Origin of the sequence: Janthinobacterium sp. 344 (assembly GCF_900112025.1) — a bacterium.
Taxonomy (GTDB): domain Bacteria; phylum Pseudomonadota; class Gammaproteobacteria; order Burkholderiales; family Burkholderiaceae_D; genus Janthinobacterium.
In genome coordinates this window covers 26445-49511 of record NZ_FOKL01000001.1, presented here as the reverse complement: position 1 = coordinate 49511, position 23067 = coordinate 26445, and the positions used below count along the sequence as shown (strand labels likewise).

Below are 23067 nucleotides of genomic sequence, written 5' to 3'. Positions count from 1 at the left end.
TCCTAGAAACGCGCGCGCAAGGTCAGTTGCGCCTTGCGCGGCTCGCCATAGAAATTGCCCCAGGCAGGCGCGCCCACCGTCTGGTAGTAGCGCTTGTCGAGCAGGTTCGTCACGGACAGCGACGCCGTCCAGTTGCGGTCGATCTGGTAGGCGGCGCGCGCGCTCCACAAGGCATACGCGCCCTGCGCCACCGTGATGGCCTGCGTCACGCGCGAACTCTCGGTCTGGAAATTCACGCCGCCGCCCACGCTCCACTGCCGCAAGCTGCCGGGCAGGCGGTAGTCGCTCCACGCGCGCAGCATGTGGCGCGGCGAGTAGGTGCTGGCAAACATCACGCCCGCGCTCGACGTCTGGTCCAGGTATTTGAAATTGTTCAAGGTGTAGCCGGCGAACAGCTGCCAGCCCGCCGCCACCTCGCCGCTGATTTCCGCATCGACGCCTTCGCTGCGCACCTTGCCGGTCGAGAAATAGCACTCGGTGCCGCTCGAGCAGGTGCTCACCAGGTCGAGTTCCGCGCGGTTGCGCTGCTCGATGCGGAACAGCGCCAGCGAGGCATTGACCTTGCCGTCGAACAGTTCCCCCTTCACGCCCGCTTCCAGGTTGCGGCCCTTGAGCGGCTCGAGCAGGGCGCCATCGGCCGTGCGCTGGTTTTGCGGCTGGAAGATGTCCGAGATGCTCGCATAGCCGGACCAGCGCGGGTCGAATGCGTAGATCACGCCGCCATACGGCGTGACGATGCCATTTTCGCGGTAGGGGTCGATATACACCTCGCCCGTGTCGCGGTACACGCTGCTCCATTTGTAGTTCGACACGCGCGCGCCGGCCACCACGGTGAGCGGATCGCTGACGCTGAAACGCGCCACGCCGTAGGCGCCCGTCTGCGTCATTTTTGTCACGCTGGGGTCGCCCCGGTAGCTGTGCTCGCGGAACCAGGCGTCGCTCGGTTCGGCCACGCCGTGGTTCGGCTGCAGCGGGTTGTTCGGCAGCTGCAGCAACGCCAGGCTGAAATCGCTGTCGCTTTCCAGGCGGTTGGTGCTGACGCCGGCGCTGAAGCCGTGGCGCCGGCCGAAGGCGTTGAATGTGCCGTCGAGCGACAGGTCGATGCCCTTGTTGGTGCTGCCGTAGTCGAACACGCCGCCATACATCATCATGCCGGCCAGGGTGGCGGGATCGATCGCGCCCTGGCTGAACATGTATTTCACGTCATGCCGCTCGCGCGTGTAGTTGGCGCTGGCCTTGAACAGCCAGTCGGCGTCGAAGCGGTGCTCGAATTCGGCGAAGACGGCCGTCTGGCGGCTGTCCCAGCGGTTCCAGTCGGCGCCCAGGAAGGTCGAGCGGGGCAGGTGCGGGTCGCTGCCATCGCGGTAGCGCGGCATGCCGGAAAAGAACGGCGTCGACTTCAGTTGTTCATGGCTGGCGCCCGTCGTCAGCTTGCTGCCCGGCGCCAGGTCGAATTCCAGCACGCCGTACAGCACGTCGGTGCGGCTGTCGGCCACGTCATAAAAATAGTCGCGCTGCTCATGCGCGGCCACGGCGCGGCCGCGGATGCTGCCCGATGCGTTCAAGGGGCCGGTGACGTCCACCTCGCCGCGCACGTCGTTCCAGCGGCCGGCGCCCAGTGCCAGCTGGACCTGCTTTTCCGCCTGCGGGCGCTTGCGCACCATGTTGATGGCCGCGCCGGGCGAGCCCGTGCCCTGCAGCAGGCCGGTGGCGCCGCGCACGATTTCCACGCGGTCCAGCATGGCCGTGTTGCTGGTAAAGCTGTTCGCCTGCGGGTAGTACATCGCGCGGTTCACGCCGTCGAACTGGTAGGTTTCCACCATGAAGCCGCGCGAATACACATAGCGTCCGCCCATCGGGCTGTCGTACATGGTGATGCCCGTGGTGTTGGCCAGCACGGCGTCGATGGTGTTGAGGTTCTGGTCATCCATCTTCTGGCGCGTGACGACGCTGACCGATAGCGGAATCTCGCGCAGGGTTTGCACGCCCTTGCCGATGGTGACGGCGCGCGCCGCATACGAGTTGCTGTGTTCACTGACGGGGTCGCGCTCCATGCTGGCGTTCACCACCACGGGGGCCATGACCTTGTCTTCCGCTTGCGAGGTGGCAGGCGCCGCCTGGCGCAGCACGTACGCGCCGTTGGGCAGCTGCACCGCTTCGAGGCCGCTGCCGGCCAGTACCTGGGCAAAACCCTGCGCCACGCCAAAGCTGCCGCGCACGCCGGGCGAACGCAAGCCCCGCGTTTGCGCGGGATCGGTCGACAGGCTGACGCCGGCGGCGACGGCGAAGTCGTTGAGCGCGGTGGCCAGCGGAGCGGCCGCAATGGCGTAGGCTTGCGGCGCCGCGCTGGAAGCGGCGGCCTGGTGTTGTGCCAGCGCCGGCGCGGCGACAAAGGCGGCGGGGGCGGCGCACGCCATGGCGAGGAGGGCCAGGCGGATGGCGCGCGCGGCGGGATGGAGGACGGGGGTGGTCGGCTGCATGCTCGGTCTTTCTGCTCAGAGGGGATAGGAAAATGGCTTGTGAATCGGCTTCTTACTGATCAAGCCGAAGCAGCACGCCGAAACACCAACCCCTGGCGCAAAAAAACTGAAAATAATTACGTTGACCGCGCCGACACGGTGGCCCAGTAGCGCGTGAAGTACGTCACTTGCAGTCCATGCGAGGCGCACAGGCTTTCCAGCACGGCGTCGATATCGTCGAGGCGATAGGTACCCGTGACGGGGCGGCGCGCCACGGCGGCGTCGCAGGCGAGGCGTCCGCGCCGGTAGCGCGCCAGTTCGGTGACGAGTTGTTGCAACGGCCAGTCGGCGGCCACCAGCATGCCGCGCAGCCAGCTGTCCTGGTGCGCGGGCAGCGCTCGCGCGTCATCGGCGCCATGTGCCGTGAAGCGCAGCTGCTGGCCCGCTTGCAGGCGCCGCACGGCGTCAGGGCGCGCCGCGCAGCGCACCTCCACCGCGTGCTCGAAGACGCTGACGGTGCTGCCATCGTCGTCGCAGCGCACGGCAAAGCGCGTGCCCAGCGCGCGAATCACGCCATGCGCGGTGTCGACGAGGAAGGCACGCGGATCGGGTGCCGTGGTGAGCATGATTTCGCCCTGGTGCAGGCGGATGCGGCGCGTGGCGCCGTAGTCGACATCGGCGGCGCTGTCCGTGTTCATGTCCATGCTGCCGCCGTCGGCCAGCGCCACGCGGCGGCGCTGGCCCGGCGCCGTGCGCAGCGTCGCCGTCCACGCCTGCCACGGCGTGGAGCGCACGCCCGCCTGGCCCAGCGCGATGCCGCCGCCGGCCGCCACCAGCATGGCGAGGATCTTGGCGGCCGCGCGACGGCGCTGCTGCGCCGCCTGCAGCGCGGGCAGCGCCAGCGAGGGTGGTAGCGTGGCCAGCTGGCCATGCATGCGCTGCAGCAGGTCCCAGGCCCGTTCATGCTCGGCGCTGGCATCGCGCCAGGCCTGCACGGCGGCCGGGTCGGCGCTGCCGCACTGGACTTCCACGTGCCAGTGGGCGGCGGCGGCCAGCACCTTGCGGGCGATGGGGGGGGAAGGTGAGGTGGCGGCGCCGAACATCAGGCGGCCGCCAGCATCAGGCATTCCGTGTAGGCCCGCACCAGGTGCTTTTTGACGGTCGGCAGGGAGACGCCCAGGCGCCGGCTGATGTCCACGTAACTGAGTTCCTCGATCTGCGCCAGCAGGAAGATGGTCCGCGTGCGCGCGCCCAGGCGGTCGAGCAGGCGGTCGATGGCAAGCAGGGTTTCGATGATGATGGCATGCGTTTCGGCGCAGATCGTCGTCGGCTCGGTTTGCTGCGCCAGCGCTTCCAGGTAGGCTTGCTCCAGCGCCTGGCGGCGGTAGCGGTCGATCAGCAGGCCGCGCGCGATCGTCGCCAGGTAGCCGCGCGGCTCGCGCAGGGGCGCCGCCTCGCGCTTGCCCAGCAGGCGCAGGAAGGTGTCCTGCGCCAGGTCGGCCGCCTCGGCCCGGTTGCCCAGCTTGCCGCGCAGCCAGCCAAATAGCCAGCCATGGTGCTCGCTGTACAGGGTGCTCAGGTGGGCGGCATGGATGGGACTGACGGTGCTCACTGCGGACTCCAGGCAAGGGATGGGCTGGGCTGACGGAACATGCGGTGCCGGCTGGCTGGGCGATTGAGAATGATACTCATTATCACATCGCCATGCGGGCGGCGTCAATTACTGTCGGTCGCCCAGGCGCCAGCGCTCCTGCCACTGTTGCAGATCCGCCCAGGCTTGCCCCAGGGCCGCGCCGGACCAGTGCAGCAGGCCCTCCAGCGCCAGCACGCTGCGGCGCCAGTGGACGCCGTCGAAAAACACGTGGTCGGCCACCACCGTGGCGGCCAGCCAGGCGGCGAGGATGACGATGATGTCGTGGCGGCCGCTTTTCCACCAGCGCAAGGAATGGCGGCGGAAGATCCACGGCACGCCCAGCGGGTTGGGCCAGTCGGCCAGCAAGTGCATGATGCCGCCCGCCGCAAAGCCGAACAGGGGCGGCGCCCACAGGTGATGCGGCAATTGCATCCAGGTGTAGACGAGCAGGGCGATCCAGGCGAGGCCCCAGTGGGTCCACGTGCGGTGCGTGATCCACAAGCGGTGCGTGCGCGCCCACCAGGCCACTTCCAGCCAGTCCGGCGCCGTGCCGCCCAGCGCGCCCATGACAAAGGCGAGCATGCTCAGCACTTGATAGGGGCCGCCGGCGCCAGCGTGCGCGACCAGGGCCGCGGCGATCACGCCGGCGGCCCAACCGGTCGCATGATGCGCTTTATTGGAAGCCATAGGAAATGTAAAACGCCACGCAGGCGCTTTGTGAAACGTCAGGGATATTAACTGGATGAATATACAGTATGCAAGGGCGGGAGGCGAGGATATTGCAGAATATATGTCACATATTTGTTAAATTATGTGTCCGGGACGGGGCGATAGCGAACTCGGCAGGCGATGCCGGGCGGTCAAGTATCTTGTGTGGCTGATAATGTATTCGGCGCGCGACGCGCTATGCTGAAAACAGCCCATGGATTTGAGGAGGTATCGCCATGAAAATCCCGCGCGAATTGCAGATTCCCGCCATCGTGTTTACGCTGGAAGCGGTGTTCATACTCGGCTTGTCGATGATTTTTCTCGTGCTCGTGCCGCGCTAGTGTGCGAAAGGGGTCAAGGCCGCCTTGCACCGCCAGGTTCCAGACGCCGGTGTCGCAGGGGCCGAAGGCTGGCCAGGCGGTCAGGCGGTCAGCACGCCGCTGTCGCACAGCGCCGCGCCTTCGGTGCGGATGATCCAGCATTCCGGATAGGGATCGCTGGCGAAACGGTTGTGCCGCGCGAAGCCGCTGAGCTTATCGAGCGACGTGGCGGGCGCCAGCGCCGTTTCCTTGCCGCTGGCTGCGTCCAGGTGCCAGAAGCCGCCATTGCGATGGAACAGCACGGGCAGCGCGGCGGCCTGCGGCGTGGCCGCATGGCCAGCCGGCGCGGGCCGCGCTTCGGGCAGCAGCAGGTAAAAGCATTCGGCGCGGGCGCCGTGGTCGATGCGGTGCAGGATCACGCCATGCGCGAGCAGGGCCGTGACGCTGAGCACGACGATGCCCTTGATGCTGGCGGATAATTCGATGCGCATGCCCAGGCGCAGGGCGACAGGCTTGTGCTTGCCGGGCCAGACGCCGTCGAGCAGCAGGCCATAGCGCGACACATCCTCGATTTCAAAGCCTTGCGCGCTGCGCCGGATGATGGCGTGGCGGCCCGACAGGCGGCGCGTCAAGCCGTTGTTGTCCTGGCCATCGGGACTGAAATGGCTGAGCAGCACATCGGCTTCCGGGTCGACCAGTTCGAAACGGCCCAGCAGGCACTCTTCCAGCGCAAACAGGCGGATCTGGCGCTGTTCACCCGCTTCCGGCGCCGCATTCACGAGGCAGGCGGCGTGGCTGGGGTGCGGGTGGCAGTGGCTGGCGGCGGGCAGGTCGACCTCGATCAATTCCTCGTCCCAGGCGATGGTGGTAAAGCCCATGTCGATCTTGCCTTGCGGTGCAGACAAGTCCACGTGGGCGATGCCGGCATTGCGCGCCGTCACGTCGAGATTGCAGCCATCGCCGCCCGTCACGCGGGCAATCGACGCGTCATCGGCCATCACGCGCACGTTTTTATGCGTGCTGAGGAAAATCTGGTGGATTTCCGTCAGGGTGGCGTCGCAGCGCGGCACCAGGATGACAAACGTGCAGACCCATTTCTGCGCCACGGCCCCATCGACGTGGCTGTGCACTTCCACCTCGATCTGGTATTGCCCGTGCTCCTTGTTGCGAGAGGAAAATTCGACAAACACGGGGCGCCAGTCGCCGCGCGTCGTGCGCACGAAATCATGCTGCACGGCGCCGCGCGGGATCAGGTCCGAGCGCAGGCGCAAGGTCAGCTGCGGCGCGCAGGCGGCGCCCATGCCGCGCAATTCCATTTTCAGGGTTTGCCGCCCGCCTGCCGCGCGCGGGTCGAAACCGCTGATGTGCAGATGGGCCTGCACAGGCTGGTAGGCAGGACGGCCAGGCAATGCGGGAACGGCCGCTGCCGTGCTGGTCGGCGCCCGCGCCGGCATGGCGGCCTGCGCCATGGGGGCGCTGACGGCTGGTGCCGTCGCAGGGAGCGCGATGGTGGCAGGGGCAATCACAGTGTCAGCAGCAGGGGCGTGCGGAGGCGCCGTTGCCGATGGCTCGGAACGGGCGCTGCGCAGTGCGGTCAACAGGTCGTAGCTGCTGGGAGCAATCGTCGCTTGCGGATGCTTGGCCGCGCAGACGCTTTCCCCAGGCAAGACCCAGAACGTACAGTGCGGGTGCTCCGGGTTGCTGCATTTTTTCATGACATTCTGACTCGAATCGAGCGGGGACATTTTGCCCTCTGTTATACATGAGAGCTTACGCGCTTTTACGCCCGTCTGGCAACTTTTGCGGCTGCCGAAAACGCTCTTTTTGTGCGAATTCATGCCGCAGGTCACACTTGGCCATACATGCCATGGAAACAATTGCTCAAAATCACACTTTATATCCTTTCGGATATGTTATTTTGCCATCTTTCCTTACGCCTGCCGTTTGTTGACGATCACTTCCAGATATTCTCCCGGCACCACCAGCGAGTGCGGGCCCGCCGTATTCGAGCGATCGAGCAGGGCGCGCACATCCTGCTCCAGCGCTGCGGCGCCAGCCGCGTCCAGCGCGCCGAAGGCCTTGTGCACGGGGCCGTAATAGTCGCGGAAGACGTGCAGCCAGTGGTCGGCGGAGGCGTAGCGGAAGTTGAAGAACTTGCGCTGGGCATGGATCTGCTCCACGCCGGGGCCGAACAGGTCGCGCAGGTAGGCTTGCTCGCCCCAGCGGCCTGGCGAGACGAGGCCGGCTGGCGGCGGCACGTGTTTGCCCAGGGTCTGGAACAGTTGTCCGACAAAGCCTTCCGGCGTCCAGTTGGCCATGCCGATGCGCCCGCCTGGCCGCAGCACGCGCAGCATTTCGGCGGCGGCGCGCCGGTGGTCGGGCGCGAACATCACGCCAAAAGTGGACAGGGCGGCGTCAAAGCTGGCGTCGGGGAACGGCAGCGCTTCCGCGTCCGCCACCTGGAAGGTCACGGCCAGGCCCTCCGCCTCGGCGCGCGCGCGGCCTTTTTCCAGCAGGGCTGGCACGTAATCGGTGGAAACCACGCGGGCAAAACGGCGCGCCGCCGCCAGGGTGGCGTTGCCATTGCCTGCCGCTATATCGATAACGTCTTCCTGGGCGCGGATGTCGGCCGCCTCGGCCAGCGATTCGCCCACCAGTTGCAGGGTGACGCCGATGACGGCGAAGTCGCCGCTGGCCCAGCCGGCCTGCTGGCGCTGCTTGATGGCGGCATAGTCGGGCGCGCCAGGGGGCCGCGCCGGCGCAGGGGAAACAGGATCGCTCATGGCGTTCTCCTCATCGTGATGCAAGCTAATGTTCCATCAGACCGCGCGGCGTGGCGGTGGTTCATTTTTATGTGGAGGATGCAACACTGGCGGCTTTTTGCTTTATGCTGAGCCAGCCGTTCCCGCCACCTTGCCGCACACCCGGAGGATGCCATGCCTGCCCAACGCCCGCTCCAGCTTGCCATTGCGTATGGCGCCGCCCTCAGCGTATTCCTGGCCGTCGATGCGCTGTGGCTGGGTGTCCTGATGCGGCCCGTGTATGCCGCCGCGTTGGCTTCCTTGCTGGCCGAACAGCCCAGGTGGACGCCGGCGGTGCTGTTCTATCTGCTGTATATGCTGGGTCTGCTGGTATTTGCCATCCTGCCCGGCTTGCGGGCGCGCCGCGGCCGCACGGCGGCGGCATTGGGCGCCCTGCTGGGCCTGGTTGCATATGGCACCTATGATTTGAGCAACTATGCGACCTTGGAAGCCTGGCCGGCGGCCTTGACGGTGATCGACATGGCCTGGGGCGCCGTGCTGTCGAGCTTGGCGGCCACGGCGGGCTATCTGGCGGCCAGCCGCGCCGGCAGATGACTCACGGCGGGAAGCGCAGGACCACCGCCGTGATGTTGTCGCTGTGCAGCCCTGCGGGCGGGTTGGCGTGAAAATCATCGAACAGGGCGGTGACGGCTTGCGCGGCGGTCTTGCCTGCGCACAATGCAGGCCAGCGGGCCACGAGGGCCAGCGGGTCGGTGCACGCCCAGAAGCCATCGCTGGCCAGCACATAATGGGCGCCGCGCCGCAGGGACAGCACGCGGCGGTCGCCCAGGTGGGCGAGGAAGGGCGGCAGATTGCCCGCATCGAGCGCGCGTAGCGGCTTGGCGAGCTGCTGGGAGTCGCTGATGGCGTTGCCCAGGATAAACGCCTGCGAGATTTGCGGATGGTGTGCGCCATGCACGCTGGCGCGCCACTGTGCTTCGTCCAGTGCGCCGCGCATGGCGTACACGGTGGCCGGCACGTGATCGACGGTGAGGATGCTGGCGGCGCCGTCCACCACTTCATACAGGCGGGAATCACCGACGTGGTACAGCAGCGGTGCCTGTCCTGGCGGCACTTCCAGCAGGGTCAACGTGGTGCCGGGCGGGCGCGCGGCCGCCGGTGTCGCCCTGGCGAAACTGGCTTGCAGGCGGCCATGCAATGCATCGAGGTGCGCCGACAGGCTGGCCGTGTCAATGCAGGCGGGGATGGCCAGCAAGCCTTGCACGGCCGCTTCTGCCGCTTCACGCCCGTTGCCGTGGCCGCCCATGCCGTCGAGCACGGCGGCGCGCACGTGGCCAGGCGGCCAGCCCGCTACCCGGGCATGCAAGGGCGCCTGCCGCGACAGGCACACGGCATGTCCACTGGCATCGATCAACAGCAAATTATCCTGGTTTTCACGCCGTGGCAGCGCGCCGGCGCCCACGCTGCTGCCAGCGGCGGCATCGAGCCAGGGGCCGAAATCGAGCTCGTTTTTGATTAGATGCATCGGTTGCTGCGGTCCAGGCGGCCAAGAGTGTTGATCATAGAACGCAGCTTAGCCGATTTCAACGCGTATGCGTGGATGAAAGCTTGCCTATCTGGCAAAAAAACCTGCGGCAGCAGGCTGGCGCAGGTTTTTTGTGGTGCAAGGCATGGCTTAGCGGCGATGACCCCAGCCGTGGCCGTGGCCGCGGTCGTAATAATCGCGGCGGCCGTGGTCGCGGTAGTAGCCGCGGCCCGGTTGCACGTAGACGACGGCAGGCGGGCCGTAGTAGCGCGGAGGCGGCGCGTAATACACGGGTTGCGGCGCAGGCGCGTAGTACACGGGCTGTGGCGCTGGCGCGTAATACGTTTCGCGGTAACCGCCGCGATAGCCGCCACGGTCGTAATAGCGGTCATTCGTATTGATGCTGTTGCCGACGGCGGCGCCGATGACGCCACCGACGATCGCGCCGTTACGGCCGCCAGTGCTGTTGCCAATGGCCGCCCCGACTACGGCGCCCGCAACGGTATTGAAGTCGCGGTCGCCGGCGACTGCGGCCGAAGACACCGCCACTGCCGCTACCATTACCGCACCCAGGAGTTTCTTGTTCAACATGGCATTTCCTTCCATTCCGGCGAGATCACAGTGATCTGCATGAACTGGACTATATCCGCTGCCTGGCGCTTGATCCACGTCTAATACAACTTATTACATTCAGGCCAAGGCGGTAACAAGTCAGCGCGCGCGCGCCTGCCATTCCGGCCGTAGCAGGCTGTACATTTTGACGTCGCGCATGCTGCCATTGATGAAGAAGGCCTGGCGCAGCAGCCCTTCCTGCGTAAACCCGTTCTTTTGCGCGATGCGTTCGGACGCCGTGTTGTGCGGGTCCATCAGCAATTCCAGGCGGTGGTACGGGTAGGCGTTGAACAGGTAGTCGACCAGCAGCCGCGTCGCTTCGCTCGTATAGCCGCGCCCGCCTCGCTGGCGATCGAACAGGCGGTAGCCGATCTCGCGCGAGGCCGGCGTGCGGCTCTTGAAATGCGTGATGGTACCGATGATGTTCTGGTGGTGGTCTTCGATCAGGAACAGCTCGCTGTCTTCCGTGACCAGGCCCGTCTGCATGAATTCGCGCCGCATCGCTTCGGGCGACTTGAACTGCATGGAAAAGAATTCGCCGCGCGAGGGCAGGTCATTGACCAGCGCGAGATAGTTGTTCAGGTCGGCGGCCAGCAAATGCCGGACGGTACACAGAGTTCCCTTGAGCATGGCGGTATCCAGTGGTGGGTGCAGCTTGCATGGTAATTCACGCGGCCTGGTGCTGCAATGCGCGCATGGTAAAAGTTGCTGCAATGACAGAATAAATGCGCTATCGTAGAAAGCTGCGCCTTGCCCTTGAGCATGGCGGAAACGTATTTTCTGCTGACTGGAACTGGAACCCTATGATGACCGTTTTGACTGGCGCGCCACTGCGCCGTTCCGCTGTATCCCTCGCCCTTGGCTGCCTCGTCAGCGCCGGCGCCTTTGCCGGCGCGCCGGGCAACACCGCGCAGGCGCTGGCGCAGGTGCGCGACACGGCGCTGCACAGCGACTGGGCGTATGCGCGCCTGGCCGACATGACGGACTTGATCGGGCCGCGCCTGTCCGGCTCGGCCGGCGCGGCGGCCGCCGTGCAGCAGGTGGCCGACAGCATGCGCCAGCTGGGCGCGACAGTCACCTTGCAGCCCGTGAAAGTGCCGCACTGGGTGCGCGGCGTGGAAACGGCGGAAATCGTCGACTATGCGGGCCGCCCGCAAGGCGTCAGCCAGCGCGTGGTGCTCACGGCCCTCGGCGGCTCCGGCGCCACGCCCGCCGCCGGCCTGACGGCGCCTGTCATCGTGGTGAAAAGCTTCGAGGAACTCACGGCCCGCGCCGCGGAAGTGAAGGGCGCCATCGTGCTGATCGACACGCCGTTCGACCAGGAGATGGCCGAGCGCGGCCTGGCCGGCGTCACCTATGGCCAGGGCTCGCGCTTCCGCTTCAACGGGCCGAAAGCGGCGGCGGAACTGGGCGCGGCCGCCGCGCTGGTGCGCTCCATCGGCGGCGCGGACTTCCGCATTCCGCACGCCGGCGCCACCGGCCTGGAGGCGAACAAGCGCATTCCGGCCGCCGCCGTCACCGTCGAAGACGCCTTGCTGATCGGCCGCCTGGCCGCGCGCGGCCCGCTGAAAATGCACCTGACCCTGACGCCGCAAAACCTGCCCGACGCCGACAGCTACAACGTCATCGCCGACTGGCCGGGCACGGACAAGGCCGACGAAGTGGTGGTGGTCTCGGGCCACCTCGATTCCTGGGACCTGGCGACGGGCGCGCACGATGACGGCGCCGGCGTGGTGGCGGCCATGGGCGTGGTGGAAACCCTGAAAAAGCTCGATTTCCATCCGCGCCGCACCATCCGCGTGATCGCCTGGATGAACGAGGAAAACGGCGGGCGTGGCGGGCAAGCCTATTTTGACGCCAACCGGCAGGCGCTGGCCAGGCAGTACGCCGCCATCGAGATGGACAGCGGCGCCGGCCGGCCGTTCGGCATCAAGGCCAGCGTGGGGCCGAAAGCGGAAAAACTGTTTGCGCCTTTGCTCGCCGCCCTGCAGCCGATGGGCGCGCACGCGTTCACGCGCCGCGACGCGCTGGGCACGGGCGACTTGCACCGCCTGGAATCGGCGGGCGTACCCAGCTTCGAGCCGCTGGTCGACAGCCACAGTTATTTTCATTACCACCACACGGCGGCCGACACGCTGGACAAGGTCGATCCTGAAAACCTCAAGCGCAATGTGGCGCTGATGTCGTCGCTGGCCTGGTTCCTGGCCAATATCGACGGCGAGATCGGCCGCGCGCCGGAGCAGGGCGAGTAATCCGCGCAGTGCGGGCCGCTGCCTTGCCGGCGCGGTCCGCACTCTCCCGACAACATCAATCCAGCGTATTTCATGACTTCAGATTCCGCCCTCCTCGACAGCATCATCGACCAGATCCGTACCTATCTGTGCCAGTATCCGCATGCGGCCGACACCTGTGAAGGCATCGCGCAGTGGTGGCTGGCCGGGCAATATCCGCCGCGCGCCATCGAGCTGGCGCTGCTGCGGCTGCACGCCATGGGCGAACTGGAGCGGATAGCCGCCGGCACGCGCCAGATATGGCGCCGGCAACGCGTGCCAGGCTAAACACCATGCCGCTGCCCGATCTGAACCTGCTGATCACCCTCGATGTCCTGCTGGCCGAAGGCAGCGTCACGCGCGCGGCGCGGCGTTTGCGCCTGAGCCCATCGGCCATGAGCCGGGCCCTGGCCCGCCTGCGCGAGACGACCGGCGATCCGCTGCTGGTGCGCGCCGGGCGTGAACTGGTGCCCACGCCGCGCGCGCTGGAGCTGCGCGCAAGAGTGGGCTCCCTGTTGGGCGAGGTGCTGGCCGTGCTGGGACCGGCGCAGCAGCTGGACCCGCGCCAGCTGGCGCAGACGTTTAAGCTGCGTGCGAGCGACGGTTTCGTGGAAAATTTCGGCCCGGCGCTGCTCGCGCATATCGGCGCGCAGGCGCCCGGCGTGCGGCTGCGTTTCGTGCAAAAGATCGACCGCGAAAGCGTGCTGCTGCGCGAGGGCAGCGTCGACCTGGAAACGGGCGTGATCGGCAGCCTCACCAGCCCGGAAGTGCGCACGCGCCGGCTGTTCGGCGACCGTTTCGTGGGCGTGGTGCGCAGCGGCCATCCGCTGGCGCAAGGCGGGATCAGCGCCGAGCGCTATGCGGCCGGCCAGCATGTGCTGGTGGCGCGGCGCGACCAGGAGACGGGACCGATGGACGATGCGCTGGCCGCGCTGGGATTGCAGCGCACGGTCGCCAGCATCGTCGGCGGCTTTGCGGCGGCGCTGGCGCTGGCCGCCGGTTCCGACCTGATCGCCACCGTGCCGGAACGCCATACGGGCAAGCTGCGCGCCGGCATGTTCAGCTTTGCGCTGCCGCTGCGCATGCCCGAGCTGAGCGTGTCGCTGATGTGGCATCCGCGCATGGATGCCGATCCTGCCCATCGCTGGCTGCGCGGCTGCGTGATCGACGCCTGCGCGGGCCAGCTGGACGGGGCCTGACGCCGCCGCTACCGGCCTGTCGGCGCGGCAGCTCAAGGCCAGCAGCAGCCGGACAGGGTGGCGCCGAGGGCCAGGGCCAGCAGCAGTAACAGCGGCGGAGGCAGCGCTGGCATTGTGCGGGTGCGCATCATGCGCGGTCCCGCGCCGGCGAACGGCGCCTGCTGAAGGCGCGGCTGAGCAGGAAAATGGCCAGCGCAGCGAGTATCAGCGCGCTGGCCACGCCAAAGGTGGCGTGCATGCCGCGGATCATGGCCGCCGGCGGGGCGCTGGCAATATCGCTGGCGCCGGCGGCGAACAAGGCGCCCATCACGGAGGCGCCCGTGACGAGGCCCAGGTTGCGCGACAGATTGAGCATGCCGGAGACCAGGCCGCGCTGCCCGGCGGCGATGTCGCCCATCACCGCCGTATTGTTGGCGGCCTGGAACAGCGCGTAGCTGGCCGTCAGCAGCATGATGGGTGCGGCGTAGCCGGCGATGCCCAGGCTGGCCGGCAGCAGGGCCAGCGCCAGGCAGGCGCCGGCGGCGCCGCACAGGCCCGCGCCGCCCATGCGCTGCGCGCCGTAGCGGTCCACCAGCCAGCCGGACGGCACGCCGCAGAACGCCGCCACCAGCGGACCGGCCGCCAGCACCATGCCGGTGGCGGCCGCCCCCAGGCCCAGGCCGCGGGACAGGTAAAAGGGGCCTACGACCAGGGTGGACATCATGACCGTCGACACCAGCATGCTGGCCGCCAGGCCTGCGCCAAGCACGGGTGCGCGCAGCATGGACAGGTGTATCAGCGGCGCTGGCGCCTTGCGTTCGACGCAGACGAACAGCGCGCCGCCGATGCAGGCGGCCAGCAGCAGCGCCGCGTTGCGCATGCCGAAATGGCCACGCCCCAGTGTCATGGCCAACGCATAGGCAGCCAGGGTGAGCGCCAGCAGCACGGTGCCGCAGTGGTCGAACACGGGCCGTTTGGCGGACGCGCCGCGCGGGTCCGCAGGCAGGAAGCGCCAGGCCAGCAGCAGCGCCACGCAGGCCAGCGGCACCTTGACGAGAAAAATGGCTTGCCAGCCGAAGCGCGCGATCAGCAGGCCGCCCAGCGCGGGCCCGAGCGTGGTGCCGACGGCCGACATGGTGCCGAGCAGGCCCATGGCGCTGCCCGTCCGGGCCTTGGGCACGGTAGTGCCGACAAAGGCCATGGTCAGCGCCATCATGGCGGCCGCGCCCAGGCCTTGCAGGGCGCGCGCGGCGACCAGCAGCCACAAGGTGGGCGCCAGGGCGCACAAGGTGGAGGCAAGGGCAAACAGGGCGATGCCGGCCAGCAGCAGGCGGCGCCGGCCCACCATGTCGCCGAGGCGGCCCACGCTGACGATCAGGGCGGTGACGGCCAGCAGGTAGGCCAGCACGATCCATTGCACATCCTGGAAGGACGCATGCAGGGCGCTGGCCATGTCGGGCAGGCCTACGTTGGCGATGCTGGTGCCCAGCGCGGGCAGCAGCATCGCCAAGGACAGGCTGGCCAGCGCGCCGCGCACGGGAAATGTGATGGATTGCTGCTCGGGTGGTGCGGATGTTGACGGTGGATGCATGGCGTGGCTGATCCTTCAATAGGGTCAGCACATGGTAGCGAGGGAATTGGCATGGCGGAAGACGCATCGTTTGCATTGTGTTGTTGCGTCTGACGCCATGTGTGCGGCATTTCCTTCGGATTTCAATCCGAGTATCCCTGCATATTGTCCGCCGTGTCATGGCGGATGCCCCACCACGGCAGATACGCATTATTTTCGCCGCGCGCGCGGAACCACGGCTTGTCGTGGGTGATGGGCCGCACCGTGGCCGGCGGCGACACCAGCACGGCCGTGACGCTGTCGGGATCGCTGGTACCCGCCACCAGCACCGGCTGGCCGACGTGGTTGGCATGGGCGATGCCCAGCGCGACATTGGTCAGCGCCGTGCCGGCACCCATTTCGCCCAGCAGGGCCGGGGTATTGAAAGTCTGCGGCAGGAAGTCGAAGCCTGGCACTTCCAGGTTCAAGGCATGCGCCAGCTGGGCCAGCCGGTCGGAGGAGGCGGGCAAGGTCTTGTTGGCGTCGTGGATGACGTAGCCGATGTCTTCTTCCGTCTTGCCGCCCTGGCGTGCCGCGTCGGCAAATACGGCCTGCCAGGCCTGCACGGCGCGCGGCGGCTTGTCCTTGGCCAGTGCAAAATCGGCGACATTCTTCGTGGCCGGATAGCCTATCCACGCCAGCGCCGCCCGCTCCGTTTTGTAATCAGGGCCGGCCAGCACCAGCAGCACCAGGTTTTCATTGATCTGCATCGGCTTGGGCCGGCTCGGCGCATCCCAGTTCATGACCCACACGGTTTCCTGCGGATGCGCTTCCAGGTACGCCAGCGCGGCGTGGAGGGAGACGAAGCCCGCATTGTTGCCGCCCAGGGTGATGCGCACGTCGGGCGGGGTGGTGCGGGTCCAGAGAGTCGGGAAGTGGGTGTTGCCGATTTCGAAATTGCTGATAATTTCATCTTTTATTGTCTGATGAACTTCTGCCGGATCGAATTTTCCTTCAGGCAGGGCATACTCCACGCGGATGCCTGCCAGTTCGCGCCAGTTCTGTTTCTGATCCTTGGGGTAGACGTGGTAGAAGTAGGTGGGGCTGGAAAAATAGATATCGTGGAAATTGCTCATTAGTTCTTGTAAGTACTTATAGTGGTAACCCTTGAACGTTTCCCTTCCATTGATATCGTGGGCAATGGGGGCGACGGCCTGCAAGGTGCTGAAACCTCTGGGATCCGTCCTGACCATATCGTCATTCTTGTTGGGCTTGGCCAGGCCGAGCGTCCAGAGCAGCTGCCACTCGGTCGGATAGTCGCGTCGTTGCAGAGGGTTGAGCCACTGCAGGCCCACGACTTGTGCCCGGAAGGGAATCTGGACAGTGGCTTTTGGGAGACCTTCTTCTTTCTGCGCTGGCTTCGTGGCGCAGGCTGTCAATAGCGCAAACATGGAGAAAGCTGCGAGCATGGGCAGCGCGAGGAACTGTTTCATGAGGTCTCCAGGTGTAGGGGCATTCTGGTGGCCGGCATAGTCCGGCCAGGTGGACCAGAGTGCCAGGAAAGTGACGAAGAGAAATGTGGTGAGCGCCCAGGCCAGTCGCCGGCGCGGCGTGGCAATGAACTTACGCACCGTCAGTCCTCAGTGCAAAGTTGGTGGACGGCTCGGCAGGCCTGGCATTCTGGCGCTCGTCAATGATGTTTTCCGGCTTTTTGGCGGGGCTATCTTTATCGTTTGCCCATTCAAATAGAGGCACGCCTTGAAATTTTCCCTTGTTGTAGTACTCGAAAAATTCTTTGTTTTTGTCGGTATTCTCCAGTCCTCCTAGTATTTGCCAATCCGCCGCCACCCTTAATTCGCGCAACGCCTCCTGCCTGATCGTGCACACCCCCACCGCCACGTCATACGCCAACGCCTTTTCCGCATGCTCGGGATTGGTCATGATGGTCGAGTGGTCGGTGGCGTGGGTGTCGATATTGGCGGCCAGGTAGCTCTGGATTTCGTTCTTGCGCCAGGCATTGAATTCCTTGCTAGCCTCTTCCGGCTTGTCCACCGCCGTTACGGGCCTGCCTTTTTCGGCCCAGCCGTCGCGCCTGGCCTGCATGCGCAGCATGCCGTTCTGTTCGTAGCGCAGCGCTGCCTCGGTGTGCGCATCGCCCTTGCCCTGGGCGCGGTAAGGCGCATACGCGTCATCGGCTTCGGCGGCGCGGTCCTTGTGCAGGGAGTCGGCAGCGGCATCGCAGCCTTCGTCAAATTGTTCGCTCGTATCGGCAAAGCGTTTCGAATGCGGCAGGAAGGGCTCGGGTAGCCTGGGCGCCTTCATCGGCAGCCGCCAGGACTTGGGCGGCAGGGCGTTGATGCGCGTGCCGGCCGTCTTGGCGAGCACGATGACGATGGGGGCGAAGAGGAAGGTCAGTATCTTGCGCCCGATGCCTTTGCTGGCCCGCATGCCCTTTTTGATCGAGTACTCGGCGATCAGTGAACGCGGGTGCCAGAAATCGAGGCTGTCCGGTGTCAAGGGCTGGCCATTGCGCTGCCAGATGTCGTAGTCCTTTTCATTTTCCTGGCCGACAAGGTGATTATGCGCAAACACGCGCTGGGTGAAGACGCCTTCGCCACCCGTATCGGCAATTTCCTGTGCCGACATGCCGCGCCAGCCTATGCCCTGCACGGGCGTGGCGGAAATCACCTGGTCGTGCGGGTTGAAATACAGGGTGACCCTGCCATAGGTGGAGCCATGCAAGCCGTGGCCTGCCCGGTCGAACTCGGCCGTATAGCTGTCCTTGCGTTCAGGCTTGCGATTGGCGCTGCACTCGTCGACAAAGGCGGCATCCTGCTGCATGGCCGGGCGGGTGCGCAGGATGTTGAAAAACGCTTTCAAGGTTTGCGTGCGCGCCTCATACTTTTGCCGGCCCGTATTGCCATGCTCATCCTTCAGATGGCCGCTGACCCAGTTTTCCGTGAAGTTGCTGTCGAGCAAACTGTAGGGCGGGTTGCACAGCACATAACTGTCGGCCACGGCGGACGGTCCCAGCGTTTCGCCGAGAAAGGCGGCCGCCATGGCCACCATATTGCCCTGGCTATGGCAGACGATGGTGACGGGTGCGTCGTGCTGGCACGCTCTGATCGATTGTACGAGGCGCGCCAGGCGCCAGGCGGCGAACACAAAATACGGGCGCGGCGGACAGGCATACACTTGCCGGTCATTCGTCGGGTTCATGTGCTGGATATGCATCCACAGGAACAGTTCTTCCGACAAGCCCTGGCCCCACAGGTCAGGCAGGGCGCTGCAGCCGTTGGCGAACGGTCCGCCACCCCAGTAATTCTTTTCGTTCAGGTAGATGCCGTCGCCAAATGCCTGCAATTCCTCGCCGTTAGCCTTGTAGCCCCAGCGAAAGCGGATCACGGGAGAGTTGGCGTCGTCCGCCAGCAGGAAGGTAGTGGCATTGCGCTTGGGATTAAGGAAGCCGTCATCCGTCAGTTCGCGTGCGTAAGTGGCGGCCTGCATCTGTCCGGCGGCCGGGCCAGGGATCGCCAGGTCCTCGTCGCGGCGTTTCAGGCGCGCATTCAGGCCGGCGCACAGGCCTTGTTCCGCCTGCTCATACCATTCGCCATCGGAATTGACGCCATGCACGAAGATGACGATGCCGGGACGCGGCAGGCGCGTGACGGCCTCGAGCAGCGCATGGCTGAACAAGGCCGTGCCTTCGGCTTCGGCCAGCAGCAGGCAGTCGGCGCCTGGCGTGTAATCGGGAAGCATGCGGGCACTCCGTCAAGGTTCAACAGGAAAAGGCGGCGCCCAAGCGAACTCAGGCAATCTGCACTGTATGCGGATTGCCTGCGGTGGGACTTGCGTGGTGTCAAGTAAGGAGGCGCGGCGGGCGGGGAATGCTGGGGGAAATCAGATCGCGTTCAGCGGTATTTTGAGGTAGCGCACGCCGTTGTCTTCCGGCTCGGGCAGCTTGCCCGCGTTGATGTTGACCTGGATGGCGGGCAGGATCAGGGTCGGCATGTCCAGGGTGGCGTCGCGGCCCGTGCGCATGGCCACGAACTGTTCTTCCGTGATGCCGTCGCGCAGGTGGATGTTGCTGGCGCGCTGTTCGGCCACCGTCACTTCCCAGCGCGGCGCGCGGCCGTTGGGCGGGTAGTCGTGGCACATGAACAGCCGCGTTTGCGGCGGCAGCGCCAGCAGGCGCTGCACGGAGCGGTACAGCAGCGCGGCCGAACCGCCCGGGAAGTCGCAGCGGGCCGAGCCCACGTCCGGCATGAACAGGGTGTCGCCGACGAAGACGGCGTCGCCGATCTGGTAGGCCAGGTCGGCCGGCGTGTGGCCGGGCACGTGCAGGGCGCGCACTTCCAGCGCGCCGATATGGAATACCTGGTCGGGCGCGAACAGCTGGTCGAACTGCGAACCGTCGGCGCGCGCGCCATCCTGGTGGTAGACCTGGGCAAACGCCTGCTGCACCGTCTGGATGGCGGCGCCGATGGCGACGTCGCCGCCCAGTTGCTGCTGCAGGTAAGGCGCGGCCGATAAATGGTCCGCGTGCGCGTGGGTTTCCAGCAGCCAGCGGCACTGCAAGCCGTGTTCGCGCACGAAGGCGATCACCTTGTCGGCCGACGTGGTCGAGGTACGGCCCGCCTTGGGATCGTAGTCGAGCACGGAATCGATGATGGCGCAGTCCTGGCCGTCCGCCGCGTAGACAACGTAGGTGACGGTGGCGGTGGCAGGGTCGAAGAAAGCTTGGATTTGTGGAGTCATCACGGCGGCAAGGTGCGGGCAGGGAGCATCATTATATCGTCAGAGTTCGCCAGAAAAATGCTGCAAATTCACTTTTGACATGCGAAAAACAGATAAGGGAGTCCGTTCGCGTGTGGCACAGTCGTGCGCACCCTGCGGCTTGCTGCATGGTAATCTCATTCTTACAAGGAGGAATTCATGAACGATACCACTGCACGTAGCGAGCAATACCGCGGTTTTACGATCTCCGTGACGCCGCAAAAGGACAATGACGACTTGTGGGACTTTACCTATCGCTTGCAGCGCGAGGGGGAACCCGAGGCGCAAGCGATCACGCGCAGCCGCACCCTGGGGGGCTACCTGGCGCCCGAGACGGCCTGTATCGCCGGGCTGGAAGTGGCGAAGACGGAAGTGGATAATCTGCTGCGCCCTTGAGCCAGCGTAAATCGTTTAGCCTGAAAATCGGCCTGACCGCCTGCGGCGCATGAAACTCGTCGCCGCCAGCGGCGCTTCATGCTACGATTTCCAGTATTGAGTCAGTTCATATGGAGGCACCCCATGGATAGCAGTTCTAAAATTCACTATAAAGGCTGGGAAATCGTTCCCTTGGCCGTGCCCACCACCGATGGCAAATGGTCCGCCAGCTGCGACATCGAACGCGCCACCGCGGAAGGCCTGGAAGTCTTCGAAGGTTCCACCATGCAGTTCGTGCGCGACGACGAAGAGGGCGCCATTGCCGCCGCCTGCGAAGAGGCGGTGCGCCAGATCGACAACATCATCGCCAATCCTCTGGTGCGGCTGGCCTAGCCTGTCTGTCTGGTTTCACCCGTATTGTTCTCAGCCGGCACCCGCCGGCTGTTTTTATTGCGCGCCGTGCCAGCCTCGGCTTCCATTCCCGCCGTCTTCCTGCCTGTCGCATGTTTCATTCAATGTTTCAAAATGCGTTGCATGAAACAATGATGAAACGTTTTTGACGCCAAATGTGACATCGCTGTTCCGCGGCGTGACAGCTGCTATGCGACGCCCGATGGGCAGCTTCCCTGCGTTTTCGCTCTGCGGTATCGGCTTTTCCAGCTGGCCGGCTAGCCCTGGCACGGCATTTGCAGTAGTGAAGCACATAACCACTCCGTGAAACATTCGGGACCATCCGAAACCCATAAGGTGAACACATGACTCAATACTCCGCAGGTGCCGCATTCCGCAAGGCCGTCCAGGAAGAATCCCCGCTGCAAGTCGTCGGCGCCATCAACGCCAACCACGCCTTGCTGGCCAAGCGCGCCGGCTACAAGGCCATCTATCTGTCCGGCGGCGGCGTCGCGGCCGGCTCGCTGGGCTTGCCTGACCTGGGCATTTCCAGCCTGGACGACGTGCTGACCGATATCCGCCGCATCACAGACGTGTGCGACCTGCCGCTGCTGGTCGACGCCGACACGGGCTTTGGTTCGTCCGCCTTCAACGTGGCGCGCACGGTGAAATCGATGATCAAGTTCGGCGCGGCCGGCCTGCACATCGAAGACCAGGTGGGCGCCAAGCGCTGCGGTCATCGTCCTGGCAAGGAAATCGTGAGCAAGGAAGAAATGGTCGACCGCATCAAGGCGGCCGTCGATGCGCGCACGGACCCGAACTTCGTCATCATGGCGCGCACCGATGCGCTGGCCGTCGACGGCCTGGAAGCGGCTTTGGAACGCGCCGTTGCCTGCGTGGAAGCGGGCGCCGACATGATCTTCCCGGAAGCCATCACGGACCTGGACATGTACGCCACCTTCGCCAAGGCCGTCAACGTGCCGATCCTGGCCAACATCACGGAATTCGGCGCCACGCCGCTGTTCACGCTGGACGAACTGCGCAGCGCCCACGTGGGCCTGGCCCTGTATCCGCTGTCGGCCTTCCGCGCCATGAACAAGGCGGCGGAAAACGTCTACCGGGCGCTGCGCCGCGATGGCACGCAAAAGAATGTCGTCGACACCATGCAGACGCGCATGGAACTGTATGAATCGATCAACTACCATGATTTCGAGCAAAAACTCGACGCGCTGTTCGCCGCGCAAAAGAAGTAAGCAGGAATAAGCAAAGAAGCAGGGACCGCATGCCGGTCCCGCAGTGACGCACCCGAGACTATTCAATCTGGAGAACACAATGACCGCACCGCAAGCCGCCACTTTCAAGCCTAAAAAATCCGTCGCCCTGTCCGGTGTCACCGCCGGCAACACGGCGCTGTGCTCGGTCGGCAAGACCGGCAACGATTTGCACTACCGCGGCTATGACATCCTGGACGTGGCCGACAGCTGCGAGTTCGAGGAAATCGCCTACCTGCTGGTGCACGGCAAGCTGCCCACCAGCGCGGAACTGAAAGGCTACAAGGCCAAATTGAAGTCGCTGCGCGGCTTGCCGTCCGCCGTCAAGCTGGCGCTGGAAGCGCTGCCGGCCGCCGCCCATCCGATGGACGTGATGCGCACGGGCGTCTCCGTGCTGGGCTGCACCTTGCCGGAAAAGGACGACCACAACGCGCCTGGCGCGCGCGACATCGCCGACCGCCTGATGGCGTCGTTCGGCTCCATGCTGCTGTACTGGTACCACTACAGCCATAACGGCAAGCGCATCGAGGTGGAAACGGACGACGACTCGATCGGCGGCCACTTCCTGCACCTGCTGCACGGCCAAAAACCATCGGCGTCGTGGGAAAAAGCCATGCACACGTCATTGATCCTGTACGCGGAACACGAATTCAACGCCTCGACCTTCACCAGCCGCGTCATCGCCGGCACGGGCTCGGACATCCATTCGGCCATCACGGGCGCCATCGGCGCGCTGCGCGGCCCGAAACACGGCGGCGCCAACGAAGTGGCGCTGGATATCCAGAAACGCTACGACAACCCCGACGAAGCGGAAGCGGACATCCGCGAGCGCGTCGCCAACAAGGAAGTGGTGATCGGCTTCGGCCACCCCGTCTACACGATTTCCGACCCGCGCAACGTGGTCATCAAGGAAGTGGCGCGCAATCTGTCGCTGGAAGCGGGTTCCACCAAGATGTTCGACATCGCCGAGCGCCTGGAATCGGTCATGTGGGAAATCAAGAACATGTTCCCGAACCTGGACTGGTTCTCGGCTGTCTCGTACCACATGATGGGCGTGCCGACGGCGATGTTTACGCCGCTGTTCGTCATTTCGCGCACCTCGGGCTGGGCCGCCCACATCATCGAACAGCGCATCGACAACAAGATCATCCGCCCGAGCGCCAACTACGTGGGCCCGGAAGACCTGGAATTCGTGCCGATCAAGGACCGCAAATAATGAGCACAGCAATGAGTACCCCG

The 23067-nt window shown here is 65.4% G+C and carries 21 protein-coding genes; 8 read left to right on the top strand and 13 right to left on the bottom strand.

Translation table 11 applies throughout. The features are described 5' to 3' along the window. Positions 1-2: 2 nt before the first annotated feature. The 6 genes from BM193_RS00205 to BM193_RS00180 form a co-directional block, all read right to left on the bottom strand. The gene (locus tag BM193_RS00205) at positions 3-2480 is read right to left on the bottom strand and encodes a TonB-dependent siderophore receptor (RefSeq protein WP_092794179.1); all 2478 of its coding nucleotides are present in this window, start codon (positions 2478-2480) and stop codon (positions 3-5) included. A 116-nt stretch (positions 2481-2596) separates the two neighbouring features. Further along, positions 2597-3586, bottom strand: a complete 990-nt coding sequence (locus BM193_RS00200; RefSeq protein WP_092794177.1) for a FecR domain-containing protein — start codon at positions 3584-3586, stop codon at positions 2597-2599. Next, on the bottom strand, positions 3562-4071 hold the full coding sequence (locus tag BM193_RS00195; protein WP_175533105.1) for a sigma-70 family RNA polymerase sigma factor: 510 nt from the start codon (positions 4069-4071) through the stop codon (positions 3562-3564). The genes BM193_RS00200 and BM193_RS00195 overlap by 25 nt, the downstream gene beginning before the upstream one ends. A gap of 108 nt (positions 4072-4179) precedes the next feature. Then, positions 4180-4779, bottom strand: a complete 600-nt coding sequence (locus tag BM193_RS00190) for a metal-dependent hydrolase (protein ID WP_092794175.1) — start codon at positions 4777-4779, stop codon at positions 4180-4182. A 442-nt stretch (positions 4780-5221) separates the two neighbouring features. Next, positions 5222-6835, bottom strand: a complete 1614-nt coding sequence (locus tag BM193_RS00185) for an FHA domain-containing protein (RefSeq protein WP_254785742.1) — start codon at positions 6833-6835, stop codon at positions 5222-5224. Positions 6836-7051: 216 nt separating this feature from the next. Then, on the bottom strand, positions 7052-7903 hold the full coding sequence (locus tag BM193_RS00180; RefSeq protein WP_092794172.1) for a class I SAM-dependent methyltransferase: 852 nt from the start codon (positions 7901-7903) through the stop codon (positions 7052-7054). A gap of 153 nt (positions 7904-8056) precedes the next feature. On the opposite strand from BM193_RS00180, the gene BM193_RS00175 reads away from it, so the two are divergent. Then, positions 8057-8476, top strand: coding sequence for a DUF2177 family protein (locus BM193_RS00175; RefSeq protein ID WP_092794170.1), 420 nt, complete (start codon positions 8057-8059; stop codon positions 8474-8476). A gap of 1 nt (position 8477) precedes the next feature. Here the strand turns inward: BM193_RS00175 and BM193_RS00170 are convergent, their stop codons facing one another. The 3 genes from BM193_RS00170 to BM193_RS00160 form a co-directional block, all read right to left on the bottom strand. Continuing rightward, positions 8478-9407, bottom strand: a complete 930-nt coding sequence (locus tag BM193_RS00170) for a PP2C family protein-serine/threonine phosphatase (RefSeq protein ID WP_092794167.1) — start codon at positions 9405-9407, stop codon at positions 8478-8480. A 150-nt stretch (positions 9408-9557) separates the two neighbouring features. Beyond that, the gene (locus BM193_RS00165) at positions 9558-9998 is read right to left on the bottom strand and encodes a glycine zipper 2TM domain-containing protein (protein ID WP_092794163.1); all 441 of its coding nucleotides are present in this window, start codon (positions 9996-9998) and stop codon (positions 9558-9560) included. Between the two features lie 120 nt (positions 9999-10118). Continuing rightward, positions 10119-10649, bottom strand: a complete 531-nt coding sequence (locus BM193_RS00160; RefSeq protein ID WP_092794160.1) for a GNAT family N-acetyltransferase — start codon at positions 10647-10649, stop codon at positions 10119-10121. A gap of 173 nt (positions 10650-10822) precedes the next feature. On the opposite strand from BM193_RS00160, the gene BM193_RS00155 reads away from it, so the two are divergent. The 3 genes from BM193_RS00155 to BM193_RS00145 all read left to right on the top strand — a co-directional run bounded on the left by BM193_RS00155 (position 10823) and on the right by BM193_RS00145 (position 13488). After that, positions 10823-12271 carry a M20/M25/M40 family metallo-hydrolase gene (locus BM193_RS00155; protein ID WP_092794157.1) on the top strand — a complete coding sequence of 483 codons (1449 nt, stop codon included), beginning with the start codon at positions 10823-10825 and terminating at the stop codon, positions 12269-12271. Positions 12272-12343: 72 nt separating this feature from the next. Then, positions 12344-12577, top strand: coding sequence for a hypothetical protein (locus BM193_RS00150; protein WP_092794154.1), 234 nt, complete (start codon positions 12344-12346; stop codon positions 12575-12577). A gap of 5 nt (positions 12578-12582) precedes the next feature. After that, complete coding sequence (locus BM193_RS00145; protein WP_092794151.1) at positions 12583-13488, top strand: LysR family transcriptional regulator; 906 nt, start codon at positions 12583-12585, stop codon at positions 13486-13488. Positions 13489-13615: 127 nt separating this feature from the next. Here the strand turns inward: BM193_RS00145 and BM193_RS00140 are convergent, their stop codons facing one another. From BM193_RS00140 to BM193_RS00125, 4 genes are all read right to left on the bottom strand, one after another. Then, positions 13616-15058, bottom strand: coding sequence for an MFS transporter (locus tag BM193_RS00140; protein ID WP_092794149.1), 1443 nt, complete (start codon positions 15056-15058; stop codon positions 13616-13618). Between the two features lie 122 nt (positions 15059-15180). Continuing rightward, entirely contained in the window at positions 15181-16509 is a 1329-nt protein-coding gene (locus tag BM193_RS00135) for a virulence factor (protein ID WP_254785740.1), read from the bottom strand. A 130-nt stretch (positions 16510-16639) separates the two neighbouring features. Continuing rightward, positions 16640-18775, bottom strand: coding sequence for a T6SS effector phospholipase Tle3 domain-containing protein (locus tag BM193_RS00130; RefSeq protein WP_092794143.1), 2136 nt, complete (start codon positions 18773-18775; stop codon positions 16640-16642). Positions 18776-18916: 141 nt separating this feature from the next. Then, entirely contained in the window at positions 18917-19774 is an 858-nt protein-coding gene (locus tag BM193_RS00125; protein WP_092794141.1) for an MBL fold metallo-hydrolase, read from the bottom strand. A gap of 177 nt (positions 19775-19951) precedes the next feature. On the opposite strand from BM193_RS00125, the gene BM193_RS00120 reads away from it, so the two are divergent. The 4 genes from BM193_RS00120 to prpC all read left to right on the top strand — a co-directional run bounded on the left by BM193_RS00120 (position 19952) and on the right by prpC (position 23044). Continuing rightward, the gene (locus BM193_RS00120) at positions 19952-20188 is read left to right on the top strand and encodes a hypothetical protein (RefSeq protein ID WP_092794138.1); all 237 of its coding nucleotides are present in this window, start codon (positions 19952-19954) and stop codon (positions 20186-20188) included. A 123-nt stretch (positions 20189-20311) separates the two neighbouring features. Continuing rightward, entirely contained in the window at positions 20312-20560 is a 249-nt protein-coding gene (locus BM193_RS00115; RefSeq protein ID WP_034783948.1) for a hypothetical protein, read from the top strand. 362 nt (positions 20561-20922) lie between these two features. Continuing rightward, positions 20923-21810: a methylisocitrate lyase gene (gene prpB, locus BM193_RS00110; protein ID WP_092794135.1), complete on the top strand. Its 888-nt coding sequence runs from the start codon at positions 20923-20925 to the stop codon at positions 21808-21810. 79 nt (positions 21811-21889) lie between these two features. Next, complete coding sequence (gene prpC, locus BM193_RS00105) at positions 21890-23044, top strand: bifunctional 2-methylcitrate synthase/citrate synthase (RefSeq protein ID WP_092794131.1); 1155 nt, start codon at positions 21890-21892, stop codon at positions 23042-23044. Positions 23045-23067: the final 23 nt, after the last annotated feature.